The organism is Paractinoplanes durhamensis (assembly GCF_016862175.1).
In the GTDB taxonomy this organism is placed as follows: domain Bacteria; phylum Actinomycetota; class Actinomycetes; order Mycobacteriales; family Micromonosporaceae; genus Actinoplanes; species Actinoplanes durhamensis.
The window spans coordinates 105527-118402 of sequence record NZ_BOML01000035.1 but is presented as its reverse complement, the minus strand read 5'-3'; the positions used below and the strand labels follow the sequence as shown (position 1 = coordinate 118402).

Genomic DNA, 12876 nt, shown 5'->3' with positions numbered 1-12876 from the left:
GCCGTCGTGGAGTAATGTCCATCGACGTGCGTGACGACGATTCTTCAGCGTCACCGAGCGGCGGCGGGGAAATCCAAACGAATCCGGACGCCGGGCTGCCCGACCCGGGCGCGGCCGCGACCCTCGACGATCTGGTCGTGCTGCTGCGAGCCCTGAAGATCTGGGCCGGCAACCCGTCGTTCGACGTCATCACCCAGCGGATCAACGCCGGCTGGACCGCGGCCGGCCGCCCGGCCGCCGAGCTCGCCCGGCGCGGCACCGTCGTCGACTGCTTCAAGACCGGGCGGCGCCGGGTCAACGCCGACCTGATCGCCGCGGTCGCCCAGGCCCTGCACCCGGACGCCGGTTACGTCGCCCAGTGGCGGCAGGCGCTGCGCGTGGTCAGCGGCGAATCGCGGGCCGCCGCCCAGGTCCGCGCGCAGGACCGGCTGCCCGACGACCTGGCCGAGTTCACCGGCCGGGCCGCCCAGCTGGCCCGGCTGCGGGACGCGCCGCCGGTCGTCGCGGTCGAGGGCATGGCCGGGGTCGGCAAGACCCGCCTCGCCATCCACGCCGGGCACCTGCTCGGCCCGTTCGACCAGGTGCTCTTCGCCGACCTGCGCGGCTTCCACCCGGCCCAGCCGCCGGCCGACCCGGCCGCCGTCCTGGAGAGCTTCCTCGAGTTGCTCGGCGTGCCCGCCCAGCGGATGCCGCACGACCTCGACGGGCGCGCCGCGCACTACGCCGACCTGCTCGCCGGGCGGCGCACCCTGGTGGTGCTGGACAACGCCGTCGACGAACAGCAGGTGCGGCCGCTGCTGGCCGGCACCCGCACGATCGTCACCAGCCGGCGCCGGCTCGACCTGCCCGGCGCCCGCCGGATCGCGCTCGACGTGTTCAGCCACGCGGAGGCGGCCGCGTTCCTCGGCCAGGCCGTCGCGGGCGTGCCGGTCGGCGCCGACCCCGGCGCGCTCGGCCGGGTCGCCGACCGCTGCGGGCGGCTGCCGCTCGCGCTCGGCCTGGTCGCCGGGCACATCCGCACCACCGCCGGCTGGACCGTCGCCGACCACGCCGACCGGCTCGACGAACGCCACCGCGACCGGCGGCTCGACACCGGCGTCTCGCTCGCGCTCGACCTGTCCTACCAGCACCTTCCGGCCGACCGGCGCCGGCTGCTGCGACTGCTCGCGCTGCATCCGGGGCACGACGTCGACGCGTACGCCGCGGCCGCGCTCGCCGGGTCGGACCTCGACGCCGCACGCGGGCACCTGGACGATCTCGCCACCGACCACCTGCTGCAGCGCACCGAGACCGGCCGGTACGTCTTCCACGACCTGGTGCGCGCGTTCACCGCCGAGCGGACCCGCGACGAGGACGCGCCCCGGGCCCGGCAGGCCGCCGTGACCCGGCTGTTCGACCACTACCTGGCCACCGCGGCCGCCGCCATGGACGTGCTGCACCCGGCCGAGAAGCACCGCCGCCCGGCCGTCGACCCGGTGTCCACCCCGGCACCCGATCTCACCGACCCGGACGACGCGGTCGCCTGGCTCAACCGGGAACGGGTCACCCTGATCGCGGTCGCCGCCCAGCGTTCCCCGGCGCACACCGTCCGGCTCTCCCGGACCCTGTTCCGCTACCTCAACGGCGGGCACAACGCGGACGCGCTGATCCTGCACGGGCACGCCCGCGCGGTCGCCCAGCAGACCGGCGACCTCACCGCCGAGGCGCAGGTGCTCACCCAGCTCGGCACCGCGTACACCCGGCTCGGCCGCTACGACGAGAGCGCCGACCACCTGCGTCAGGCCCTGGAACTCTTCCGGCGCGGCGACAACCGGTCCGCCGAGGCGCCCACCCTCACCAACCTCGGGCAGCTGGAGGTACGCCTCGGCCACTACGAGGCCGCGGCCGGCTACTTCGCCGAGGCCCGGGACCGGCACCGGGAGGCCGGTGATGTGGTCGGCGAGGTGCGCGGGCTGGCCGGCCTCGGCCTGGTCCAGGTGATGCTCGGCCGGCCGGACCGCGCGGTCGAACACCACACCGAGGGGCTCGCGCTGGCCCGCAAGGCCGGCAGCCGGATGCTGGAATGCGAACTGCTCAGCAGCCTCGGCGACGCCGAACGGCGGGTCGGCGACTTCGAACCGGCCGGGTTGCACCTGCGCGAATCCCTGGCGATCGGGCGGCAGCTCGGCAACCGCACCACCGAGGGCTTCACCCTCGACTGCATCGGCATCCTGGAGACCGACCGGGGCAACACCGCCGCCGCGGTCGAGCTGCACGAGCAGGCCCTGGTCATCTTCCGCGAGACCGGCGACCGCGAGGGCGACGCCTCCGCCTACAACGGACTCGGCGACGCCGCCAACGCCGACGGCCGGCCGGCGGAGGCGATCAGCGCGTACGGGATGGCCCTCGGCACCGCCGTCGAGATCGGCGATCGCTACGAGGAGGCGCGGGCGCACACCGGTCTCGGCCGGGCGTGCGCGGCCCTCGGCCGGCCCGGCGAGGCCGACCGCCACTTCGGCACGGCGATCGAGATCTACACCGCCCTGCACAGCCCGGAGGCCGACCGGGTCAGGGGCTTCGCACGCCGGTAACCCGTCCGAAACGGACGGCCCCAGTGAGGACCATCTAACGCCCGGTTGTTCCGGATGAAACAACGGGGAAATCCGCGCTGCCTTGACTTGGGCTCACCAGCGACGAGAACGGCCAGGTGAGAGCCATGCCGGAACGGTACGTGTCGGTGCGGTGGCCGGATGGCCAGTCGCAAGAGATCTATTCGCCCTCGACCGTTGTCGAGGACTATTTCCACGCCGGACAGACGCTTCCGGTGGCCGAATTCGTGGCCCGCAGCCGGGCCGCCCTCACCATCGCCGGCGATCGGGTGCAAGCGGCCTACGGGTTTCCGTGCAGCCGGGCCGCGGCCTCGATCGCGGCGATTGCCGCCGGGGCGGCGGAACACGGCCAGGGTGACGTCACCGTCGAGAGGATCACGGCGTGAACAGCCATTACAGCGTCGCCGTCATCGGTGGCGGGCAAGCGGGGCTGTCGATGAGCCGGCTTCTGCGGCAGCGCGGGGTCGATCACGTGGTGTTCGAGCGGGACCGCGTCGGGCACGAGTGGCGCACCCGCCGCTGGGATTCGTTCTGCCTGGTCACCCCGAACTGGCAATGCAACCTTCCGGGGTACGCCTACCAGGGCGACGACCCGGACGGCTTCATGGTCGGCGCGGACGTCGTCGACTTCCTGGAGAAGTACGCCGCCAGTTTCGATCCGCCGCTCCTCGAAGGGGTGGAGGTGACCCGGCTACGGCGTACCCGAGCAGGGGTTTTCGCATTGGACACGTCGGCCGGCCGGACCACCGCCGACCAGGTCGTCATCGCCACCGGGCCCTATCACGCGCCGGCCGTGCCGCGGATCGCCGAACGGCTGCCGGCCGAGCTGGTGCAGGTGCATTCGTCGCAGTACCGGAACTCCGGGCAGCTTCCGCCGGGTGCGGTGCTGGTGGTCGGCACCGGGCAGTCCGGCTGTCAGATCGCCGAGGACCTGCACCTCGACGGGCGGCAGGTGCATCTCGCGGTCGGCAGCGCCCCGCGCGCGGCCCGTCGCTACCGGGGGCGGGACACGCTCGCCTGGCTCGACGAGATGGGGCACTACGCCCGCGGGATCGACGAGTTCGGCGACGCCGACGAGGTGCGGCTGCGGGCCAACCACTACATGACCGGGCGGGACGGCGGCCGCGACATCGACCTGCGGGCATTCGCCCGGGACGGCATGCGGCTGTACGGGCACCTGCGCGCGATCTCCGCGACGCGGCTCGACTTCGCCGGCGACCTGGCGCAGAGCCTCGACAACGCGGACGCCGTCGCCGAGGGCATCAAGGACGCGATCGATCGGTACATCGACAGTGCGGGGATCGTGGCGCCGGCAGAGGCCCGCTACGTCCCCGTCTGGCGACCGGATTCGTCCCCGAGCGTGCTCGACCTGGCCGCTTCCGGGATCTCCGCGGTCGTGTGGGCGACCGGATTCCACCGGGACCACCGGTGGATCGAGGTGCCGATCTTCGACGGGCGCGGCTACCCGACCCACGAGCGGGGCGTCACCGGCTGCCCCGGCCTGTACTTCCTCGGACTGCCCTGGCAGTGGACGTGGGGGTCGGGCCGGTTCGCGGGGGTGGCGCAGGACGCCGCGTACCTCAGTTCCCGCATTCTCGATGCGCGGCGGCAGCGCTTCACCGACGAGGTCAGCTGGCTCGCGGGCACGCCGACCGAGACGTATCCGCAGGTGGAGTGGTGGGCCGCGGCATGACTTTGTATGACGCGCATCGCCATCTCGGCGTACTTCCGGCCTATCCGTTCTATGGGGGACCGGCGGTCAACCCGGACGTGACCGCCCGCGGGACCATCGCTGGGCTGCGAAAAGATCTTGATCGTGAGGGCACTGACCGGGCCCTTGTCATCCCGAACTACGGCGTGCCCGACCCGGACGTCGCGTTCGGCTTCAACGAGCTCGTCGTCGAGGCCGCGCAAAAGGACGATCGGATCCGGGCCGGGCTGTGGGTCTCCGCTCGCGAAAGCGACATTTCCCGCACAGCTAAGGCGCTGAAGCTGGCCGGGGAGCCCGGAGTGCGGGCGCTCAAGCTGAGCTTCCTGCTCGGCGGCGGCGTCGAGGATCCCGGCCTTTCCACCATCTTCGCGGCCGCCCAGGAGCACGACCTGACGGTCCACGTGCACACCTCGCCCGGCGCCGGCAGCGACATCGACCAGGTCGGCAAGCTCGTCGATCGGTTCGGCGACGACGTCCGGATCCATCTCGTGCACTTCGGCGGCGGGATGAGCGGTCACATCAAGCTGATCGGCTCGCGGTTCTTCGACTGGATCGCGGCCGGCAAACGGGTCTACACCGACCTGTCCTGGGCCATCGGGTTCGCACCCCGCTGGCTCGTCACCGAGATCGACCGGCGTGGCCTCGGCCACGACCGGGTGCTGTTCGCCAGCGACGAGCCGTGGGGTGACCACGCCGGCGAGCTGGCCCGGCTGCGCGCGGCGGCCGACGGGGGAGAACTGTCCACGGCCGTGTTCCAGACCAATTTCGAGACGCTCTACGGAGGAACCCGATGACCGACCTGAACGAACTCGAGCAGCAGAGCCTCAACGAGATCCCGCACCCGGCGCTGCCGGACGGCTCGTCCATCTACGGCGGCACCAAGGTCTTCCCCGACTACAAGGCCGAGGAGGGGCAGAGCTACTTCACCCTCGTGCACGGCATCGCGCACGAGTCGTCGGTCAGTTTCGTCGCGATCCTGCAGGCCACCCGGGCGCTGCGGAAAGGGTTCGAGTCGGCGATCTACTTCTACGGGCCGGGCTCGCTGAACGCCCTCGCCACCCGCGGCTTCCCGACCACCGGCGCGTCCGCGTTCCCCGGCGAGCACAACATCAACAACTCGCTGAAGACGTTCATCGCCGAGGGCGGCAAGGTCTACTGCTGCCGCTTCGGCCTGTCGCTGCACGGAGCCCGCGAGGAGGACCTGATCGAGGGGGTCATCCCGACGCACCCGCTCGACGTGCAGGACGCGCTGATCCACTACGCGCGCAAGGGCGCGATCATCAACTCGACCTACATGTTCTGACATGTCGCTCGACGTCCACGCAAACCTCGCCGTTACCGGCGTGCGGGTTCCCACTCCCGTGCGCCGGCCGGCGGGGGCCGGCCCCAGCGACGACGGCCACGTGGTGGTCGACGGCCGGAATGCCGCTTTTCCGGTCAACCCCACAAGCCCTTATGACGTACGCGATGGCCGCGTGTGGCTCGGCGAGATCAACACCGGCCTGTCGCTAGAAGTCGTCCGACGCCCGAAATTTTATGACTTGTCGACGGCGGACGGTATTTCCTACGAGCAGATCGCCCGTCTCCACGGGAAGGACGTGCTCGCCACCACCGTCGTGCAGACCTGTATCCGGTACGCCGACGACCAGCGCTGCCGTTTCTGCACCATCGAGGAGTCGCTGCGGTCGGGCGCCACGGTGGCCGCCAAGACTCCGGCCCAGCTCGCCGAGGTCGCCGAAGCAGCGGTCCGGCTCGACGGCGTCAAGCAGATGGTGATGACCACCGGCACCACCACCGGCCCGGACCGCGGTGCCCGCAACCTGGTCCGCTGCGTCCGGGAGGTCCTGGCCGCCGTCCCGGGCCTGCCCATCCAGGTCCAGATCGAACCGCCCGGCGACCTCGCGGTGATCGACGCGCTGAAGATCGCCGGGGTCGCATCGATCGGCATCCACGTCGAATCGCTGGACGACGACGTCCGGCGGAAATGGATGCCGGGCAAGGGTTCGGTGCCGATGGCCGAGTACGAGGCGGCCTGGGACCGCGCGGTCGAGGTGTTCGGCCGCAACCAGGTCTCCACCTACCTGCTCGTCGGCCTCGGTGAGGACCCGGACGACCTCGTCGCGGGCGCGGCACGGCTGATCGAGCGGGGCGTCTACCCGTTCGTGGTGCCGTTCCGCCCGATGGCCGGCACCCTCGCCCGCCGCGACGGCGTGATGGCACCGCCACCGTCGCTGATCCGCGACATCAGCGCCCGGGTGGGCGCCCTGCTGCGCGACGCCGGGATGCTCGGCGCCGACCAGAAGGCCGGCTGTGCCGCGTGCGGAGCGTGCGGGGTCCTGCAGGCGGCCGGCGGATGACCGCCCGCGACTGGCCGGTCCTCAACGAGGAGCCGCGCACCGCCGATCTGGCACCGGCCCTGGTCGGGCCGCACTTCATGGTCGAACCGGCCGACGACCCGGCCGGCTACCACGCACTGCGGCGCCGGGTGTTCGTCGGCGAGCAGGGCCTCTTCGACCTGACCGACCGCGACGACCGGGACGACGACCCGCGCACCGTCGTGCTGGTCGCCCGGTCCGCCCGCGGCGAGCTGCTCGGCGGCGTCCGGGTCGGCCCGGCCGAGGACGGCCCGGACATCGGCTGGTGGCAGGGCGGCCGCCTGGTCGTCGACCCGGCCGCCCGGGGCACCCTCGGCATCGGACCGGCGCTGGTCCGGGCCGCCTGCGCCTACGCCGAGAGCGCGGGCGCCCTGCGTTTCGACGCCACCGTGCAGCGGCGCAACGAGCCGATGTTCCGCCGGCTCGGCTGGCAGCCGGTCCGGCACGTCACCGTCGCGAACCGGCCGCACACCCTGATGCGCTGGCCGATCCGCCGGCTGACCGCGCTGGCCGCCGCCACCAAGAATCCGCTCGGCGACCTCCTCGCCGGTCTCGCCCCGGGCGGCCCCGGCTTCATCGGCGACGACGGTGCGCCGGTGCCCGGCTCCGACCTGATCGCCGCCTGCGACGCGATCCTGCCGTCCATGGTGGAACGCGACCCCGACTGGGCCGGCTGGTGCGCCGTGCTCGTCAACGTCAACGACCTGTCCGCGATGGGGGCGGCGCCGGTCGGCCTGCTCAACGCGGTCGGTGCCCGCGACGCCGCCCATGCGGCCCGGATCCTCGGCGGGCTGCGGCGCGCCTCCGAGGCGTACCGGATCCCGGTGCTCGGCGGCCACACCCAGCTCGGCGTGCCGGCCGCGCTGTCCGCCACCGCCCTCGGCCGCACCGCGCATCCGGTGCCCGGTGGCGGCGGGCGACCCGGCCAGCGGGTCCGGCTCACCGCCGATCTCGGCGGCCGGTGGCGGCCCGGCTACGGCGGCCGGCAGTGGGACTCCACCAGCGACCGCACCGCCGACGAGCTGCAGCGGATGCAGACCTTCGTGGCCCGGGCGAAGCCGTCCGCGGCCAAGGACGTGTCGATGGCCGGGGTCGCCGGGACGCTCGGCATGCTCGCCGAGGCCAGCGGCTGCGGCGCCCTGCTCGACGTGGCCCGGGTGCCACGACCGGCCGAGGCCAGCGCCGGCGACTGGCTCACCTGCTTCCCCGGCTTCGCCATGCTCACCGCCGGCCCCCTCGCGGACGGCGACGCCGGGCCCGCGGTCACCGCCGACTGCGGGGAACTCGTTGCCGGCTCGGGCGTCCGCCTGCGCTGGCCGGATGGGGAGATCACCGGCGCTCTGGACGCCGGTGTCACCGGAATGGGGATGGCATCATGAGCGTCGTCCGGATGGCGGCCGTCGCCGCACCGTTCGATCGGGACCTGGAAGGCGACTTCGCGCGCATCGCGGATCTCATCGGCGAGGCGCGGGCCCAGGGCGTACACCTGCTTGCCCTGCCCGAAGCCTGCCTCGGCGGATATCTAGCGCATCTGGACGGCGGGGCTGACGAACCGCCCGCCCTGCGGGTGGACGGCCCGGAGATCGCCCGGCTGGCCGCGCTGGCCGGGGACATGGTGGTCTGCGCCGGCTACTGCGAGGCCGACGGCGACCGCCGCTACAACAGCGTGGTCGCCGTGCACGACGGCCGGGTGCTCGGCAACCACCGCAAGGTGCATCAGCCGCTGCGGGAGAACGCCAGCTACGACTCCGGCGACTCGTTCGCCGCGTTCGACACCCCGGTCGGCCGGCTCGGCCTGATGATCTGTTACGACAAGGCGTTCCCGGAGTCGGCGCGGGCGCTCGCCCTGGACGGCGCCGAGATCATCGTGGTGGTGTCGGCCTGGCCCGGCAGCCGCACCAACGCGCCCGCCGATCTCGCCGACGACCGTTGGACCCGCCGGTTCGATCTTTTCGACCGGGCCCGCGCGCTGGAGAACCAGGTGGTCTGGCTGTCGGCCAATCAGTCCGGCACATTCGGCTCGATGCGGTTCGTCGGCAGCGCCAAGATCGTCGACCCGGGCGGCGACGTGCTGGCCACCACCGGTACCGTCGCCGGCATGGCAGTGGCCGAAGTGGATGTCACCGAAGCGTTGACCACCGCCCGCCGCTCGATGGGCCACCTGCGCGACCGAAGGCCCGACGCCTACAAAGTTCCGGCGCTCACGTGAGAATTGCCGCCGCCGCCGCGCATTTCGGGCGTGACCTCGACTACGACCTCGGGCGGATCGGCAAGCTCATCGCCGACGCCCGGGCCGCCGGGGCCGGCCTGCTCGTGCTGCCCGACGCGGCGATCGGCGGCTACCTCGCCGACCTGCGCCACCCCGACCCGGCCGCGCTGCCGCCCGCGTTCAAACCGGACGATCCCATCCTGGACCAGGTCGCCGCGATGGCCCGGGAGATGGTGGTCTGCGTCGGCTACTGCGAGGCCGACGGCGACCTGCGCTACAACGCCGCCGTCACGCTCAGCGGCGACGGCGTCCTCGGCCGGCACCGCAAGGTCCACCTGCCCGCCGCCGAGAGCACGGTTTACGCGCCCGGCGACACGTTCGCGGCGTTCGACACTCCGGTCGGCCGGATCGGCATGCTGATCGACTACGACAAGACGTTCCCCGAGTCGGCCCGCACGCTGGCCCTCGACGGCGCGCAGATCGTCGCCTGCCTCTCCGCCTGGCCGGCCAGCATCACCAACGCGGCGCCCAAGCTCAACCAGGACCGCCAGTCGCGCCTGTTCGACCTCTACGACTGCGCCCGCGCCGCCGAGAACCAGATCGTCGTGGTCAGCTCCAACCAGACCGGCGCGGTCGGCGGCATGCGCTTCCTCGGCCAGGCCAAGGTGGTCGGCCCGGCCGGCAACATCCTGGCCCGCACCTGGGCGAAGGCCGGCCTGGCGGTGGCCGAACTGGACGTGGCGGCCGAGATCGCCGCCGCCCGCCGGGTGCTGAGCCACCTGCACGAGCTGCGCCCGGACACCTACCGGAGCGCGCGGTGAGAATCGCTCTGCTCACCTATTCGACCCGTCCGCGCGGCGGGGTGGTGCACACGTTCGCCCTGGCCGAGGCCCTTGCCGAGCGTGGCGCCGACGTCACGATCTGGACGCTCGGTCGCGGCGAGCTTTTCCGCCCGGTGGGCGTACCCATCGAAGTCGTTGAATTTCCCGAAATTTCCGGCGAAGGCGTCGGCGAACGCATCGTGCGATCGATCGCGGTCCTTCGAAAAGCCTTCACCCCGCTTGCGTACGACGTGGTGCACGCCCAGGACTGCATCAGCGCGAACGCCGTGGACCGTTGCGTGCGCACCGTCCACCACCTCGACGAGTTCACGACGCCGGAGCTGGCCGCCTGCCACGAGCGAGCCATCGTCCGGCCGTACGCGCACGTCTGCGTCTCGGCCGCGGTCGCCACCGAGGTCAGGGCGGGCTGGGGGATCGACCCCGTGGTGATCCCGAACGGCGTGGACGCGGCCCGCTTCGCCGCGGCGGTCCCGTCCCGGCGGCACGGGCAGTACTTGCTCTCGGTAGGCGGGATCGAGCCGCGCAAGGGATCGCTGGACCTGCTCCAGGCGTACGCAAAGCTCCGTGATCTTATCCCTGACCTGCGCCTGGTCGTCGCCGGTGGCGAGACGCTCTTCGATTACCGCGATTACCGCGCCCGCTGGGAGGCCCGCGCGGCTTCACTGGGAGTGACGCCCGAGGTGCTCGGGCCGGTGCCGCACGACGAGCTGCCCGGGCTGGTCGCGGGTGCGGCCGCGTTCGCCTTCCCGTCGACCAAGGAGGGCTTCGGGCTGGCCGCGATGGAAGCCCTCGCCGCCGGGGTGCCGGTGGTGGTGCGCGACCTGCCGGTGCTGCGCGAGGTGTTCGGCGCGGCGGTCGGCTACGGCACCGACCCCTCCTCGCTGGTCGAGGCCCTCGTCACGGCGATCAAGGAACCCGACCCGGCCCGCCGCGAGCGCGGCCGGGCCCTCGCCGCCGCGCACACCTGGGACGCGGCCGCCCGCCGGCACCTGGAGTTCTACGCCGCCCTTAGGTGAACAACAGGTGAACTGGATTCGGCGCGGCGCTGTCCGGCCGAACAGATCATCGTGGGGTCAGTGCGCTGGGTGCGGAACCGACGGGTCTCGACCAAGATCATGACGGTGGCGGCGGTGGGCATCGCCGGGACGATCGTGGTCGGGGTGCTCAGCCTGACCGGCATCGGGGACCTGCAGTCCACCCGCAACGCCGAGCTGCGGCAGGGCGTCCCTTACATCACCAGCCTCAACGAGGCCGGGCTGGCCGCCAAGGCCGCCGCCAACGACGAGCGCGGCTATCTGATCGCCGGGGACACCAAGTTCCGGGACGAGGCGCTCGGCCGCCAGGAGACCGTCGACGCCGACCTGGCCAACGCCCGCGCCCTCGGCAACGGGGCCGAGCAGGCCACCATCGACAAGATCCAGACGGCGACGGACGCCTGGTTCGCGGCCCTCGCGACCGAGTTCACCACGTTCGGCGGCAACCGGCAGGCGGCGATCACCGTGGCCATGGGCGCCAATCGGGACCTGCGCAAGACGTACGAGACGCTGCTCGCCGACGAGATCGACCGGGCCAACCAGGCCCTGATCGCCGGCCGGGGCTTCGAGAACACCGTCACCCACACCCGGATCGTGCTCGCCTCCGCGTTCGCGGTCTGCCTGCTCGCCGCGATCGTGCTGGCCCTGATGGTCGCCCGGATGATCGTCCGGCCGCTACGGCGGGTGTCGGCCGTGCTGGAGGCGGTCGCCGACGGTGACCTGACCCGGGACGCCGACGTCGACCAGACCGACGAACTCGGCCAGATGGCCGGCAGCCTGCGCCGGGCCGCGGACTCGCTGCGCACCTCGGTCGGCGACCTCGCCCGGCACGCGGCCGCCCTCGGCGACGCCGCCGAATCGCTCGCCGCCACCAGCGGCCAGAGCAGCACCAGCTCCGAGGCCGGCGCCCGGCAGGCCACCGTGGTGGCCGAGTCGGCCGCCCTGATGTCCGACAACATCCGCACCGTGGCGGCCGGCGCCGAACAGATGGGCGCGTCGATCCGGGAGATCAGCCACGGCGCCACCCAGGCCGCCGGGGTCGCCGCCCGGGCCGTCGACATCACCGCCGCCACCAGCGGCGTGATGGCCAAACTGGGCGACTCCTCCACCGAGATCGGCAACGTGATCAAGGTGATCACCCAGATCGCCGATCAGACCAACCTGCTCGCCCTGAACGCCACCATCGAGGCGGCCCGGGCCGGCGAGTCCGGCAAGGGTTTCGCCGTGGTCGCCACCGAGGTCAAGGACCTGGCCCAGGAGACCGCGAAGGCGACCGAGGACATCAGCCGCCGGGTGGCCGCGATCCAGGCCGACACCGGCGGGGCGATCATCGCGATCGAGCAGATCAGCGAGACGATCGCACAGATCAACGACTTCCAGGCCACCATCGCCTCGGCGGTGGAGGAACAGACCGCGGTGACCAACGAGATGACCCGCAGTGTCTCCGAGGCCGCCTCGGCGGGCGGCCAGGTGGCCACCACGATCAACGAGGTGGCTTCATCGGTCCAGCTGACGAGCGTCGGCGTCAGCGAGGCAACCCAGGCCGCCGGCCGCCTGTCCCGGATGTCCACCGAGCTGGCCCACATCGTCGCCCGCTTCAAGGTGTAGCCGCCCTGCCATACCCGGCAGGCGATCCGGAAGGTGATGGCGGCCGGCCAGGATCGGTAGGCCGTCGTGATCTGTAGTAGAAGCGCCGCGGTGCACCGCCCCGGCAAAAGCGATGCACCGCGACAACCAAGTAGCGATCTGTCCTGCCGGTCATGCCGCCCCGCGCGTGGCCGGCGGGACAGACCCCTACCGCGGGCGGTAGACCACGTCGAACGTGGTCAGCCAGCGGATCTGCTCGCGCGGCGGCACTCCGCAGCCGCGCAGGAAACTGACCAGCGTGTCCCGCCGAGGTGAGCCGGCGGCGGTGATCAGGTTGTGGACCGTGGCCCGGGAGATGGGGGTGCCGGCGTCACGGCTGCGCCGGGCCACGCTGTCGAGGGAACGGCGGCGAGCCGTCATCAGTGCGCGCAAGCGCATCGCGAACTCGACCGGCGTGGCGGCGCCGATGGGATCTGGGGGGACCGTGGTTACGGTTGCTGCGCTCATCAACCTCGCCTCGTAGTGACGGA

The 12876-nt window shown here is 72.4% G+C and carries 12 protein-coding genes; 11 read left to right on the top strand and 1 reads right to left on the bottom strand.

Going from position 1 to position 12876, the window contains the following annotated elements; all coding sequences use genetic code 11:
* Positions 1–26 precede the first annotated feature (26 nt).
* The 11 genes from Adu01nite_RS48530 to Adu01nite_RS21855 all read left to right on the top strand — a co-directional run bounded on the left by Adu01nite_RS48530 (position 27) and on the right by Adu01nite_RS21855 (position 12367).
* Entirely contained in the window at positions 27–2570 is a 2544-nt protein-coding gene (locus Adu01nite_RS48530; protein WP_275414685.1) for a tetratricopeptide repeat protein, read from the top strand.
* Positions 2571–2695: 125 nt separating this feature from the next.
* The gene (locus tag Adu01nite_RS21900; RefSeq protein WP_203728785.1) at positions 2696–2974 is read left to right on the top strand and encodes an MSMEG_0570 family nitrogen starvation response protein; all 279 of its coding nucleotides are present in this window, start codon (positions 2696–2698) and stop codon (positions 2972–2974) included.
* Positions 2971–4281 carry an MSMEG_0569 family flavin-dependent oxidoreductase gene (locus tag Adu01nite_RS21895; protein WP_203728784.1) on the top strand — a complete coding sequence of 437 codons (1311 nt, stop codon included), beginning with the start codon at positions 2971–2973 and terminating at the stop codon, positions 4279–4281. Before Adu01nite_RS21900 ends, Adu01nite_RS21895 begins: the two co-directional genes overlap by 4 nt.
* Positions 4278–5093, top strand: a complete 816-nt coding sequence (locus Adu01nite_RS21890; protein WP_239132608.1) for an amidohydrolase family protein — start codon at positions 4278–4280, stop codon at positions 5091–5093. The genes Adu01nite_RS21895 and Adu01nite_RS21890 overlap by 4 nt, the downstream gene beginning before the upstream one ends.
* Positions 5090–5602, top strand: coding sequence for an MSMEG_0572/Sll0783 family nitrogen starvation response protein (locus Adu01nite_RS21885; RefSeq protein WP_203728783.1), 513 nt, complete (start codon positions 5090–5092; stop codon positions 5600–5602). Before Adu01nite_RS21890 ends, Adu01nite_RS21885 begins: the two co-directional genes overlap by 4 nt.
* 1 nt (position 5603) lies before the next feature.
* Positions 5604–6656 carry an MSMEG_0568 family radical SAM protein gene (locus Adu01nite_RS21880; RefSeq protein ID WP_203728782.1) on the top strand — a complete coding sequence of 351 codons (1053 nt, stop codon included), beginning with the start codon at positions 5604–5606 and terminating at the stop codon, positions 6654–6656.
* The gene (locus Adu01nite_RS21875) at positions 6653–8053 is read left to right on the top strand and encodes an MSMEG_0567/sll0787 family protein (protein ID WP_203728781.1); all 1401 of its coding nucleotides are present in this window, start codon (positions 6653–6655) and stop codon (positions 8051–8053) included. The genes Adu01nite_RS21880 and Adu01nite_RS21875 overlap by 4 nt, the downstream gene beginning before the upstream one ends.
* Entirely contained in the window at positions 8050–8883 is an 834-nt protein-coding gene (locus Adu01nite_RS21870; RefSeq protein WP_239132607.1) for a carbon-nitrogen hydrolase family protein, read from the top strand. Before Adu01nite_RS21875 ends, Adu01nite_RS21870 begins: the two co-directional genes overlap by 4 nt.
* Entirely contained in the window at positions 8880–9704 is an 825-nt protein-coding gene (locus Adu01nite_RS21865; RefSeq protein ID WP_239132606.1) for a carbon-nitrogen hydrolase family protein, read from the top strand. The genes Adu01nite_RS21870 and Adu01nite_RS21865 overlap by 4 nt, the downstream gene beginning before the upstream one ends.
* Complete coding sequence (locus tag Adu01nite_RS21860; RefSeq protein ID WP_203728780.1) at positions 9701–10741, top strand: MSMEG_0565 family glycosyltransferase; 1041 nt, start codon at positions 9701–9703, stop codon at positions 10739–10741. The genes Adu01nite_RS21865 and Adu01nite_RS21860 overlap by 4 nt, the downstream gene beginning before the upstream one ends.
* A 60-nt stretch (positions 10742–10801) precedes the next feature.
* On the top strand, positions 10802–12367 hold the full coding sequence (locus tag Adu01nite_RS21855) for a methyl-accepting chemotaxis protein (protein ID WP_203728779.1): 1566 nt from the start codon (positions 10802–10804) through the stop codon (positions 12365–12367).
* Positions 12368–12553: 186 nt separating this feature from the next.
* On the opposite strand, the gene Adu01nite_RS21850 is transcribed toward Adu01nite_RS21855, so the two are convergent.
* Complete coding sequence (locus tag Adu01nite_RS21850) at positions 12554–12853, bottom strand: helix-turn-helix domain-containing protein (RefSeq protein WP_203728778.1); 300 nt, start codon at positions 12851–12853, stop codon at positions 12554–12556.
* Between the last annotated feature and the right edge of the window lie 23 nt (positions 12854–12876).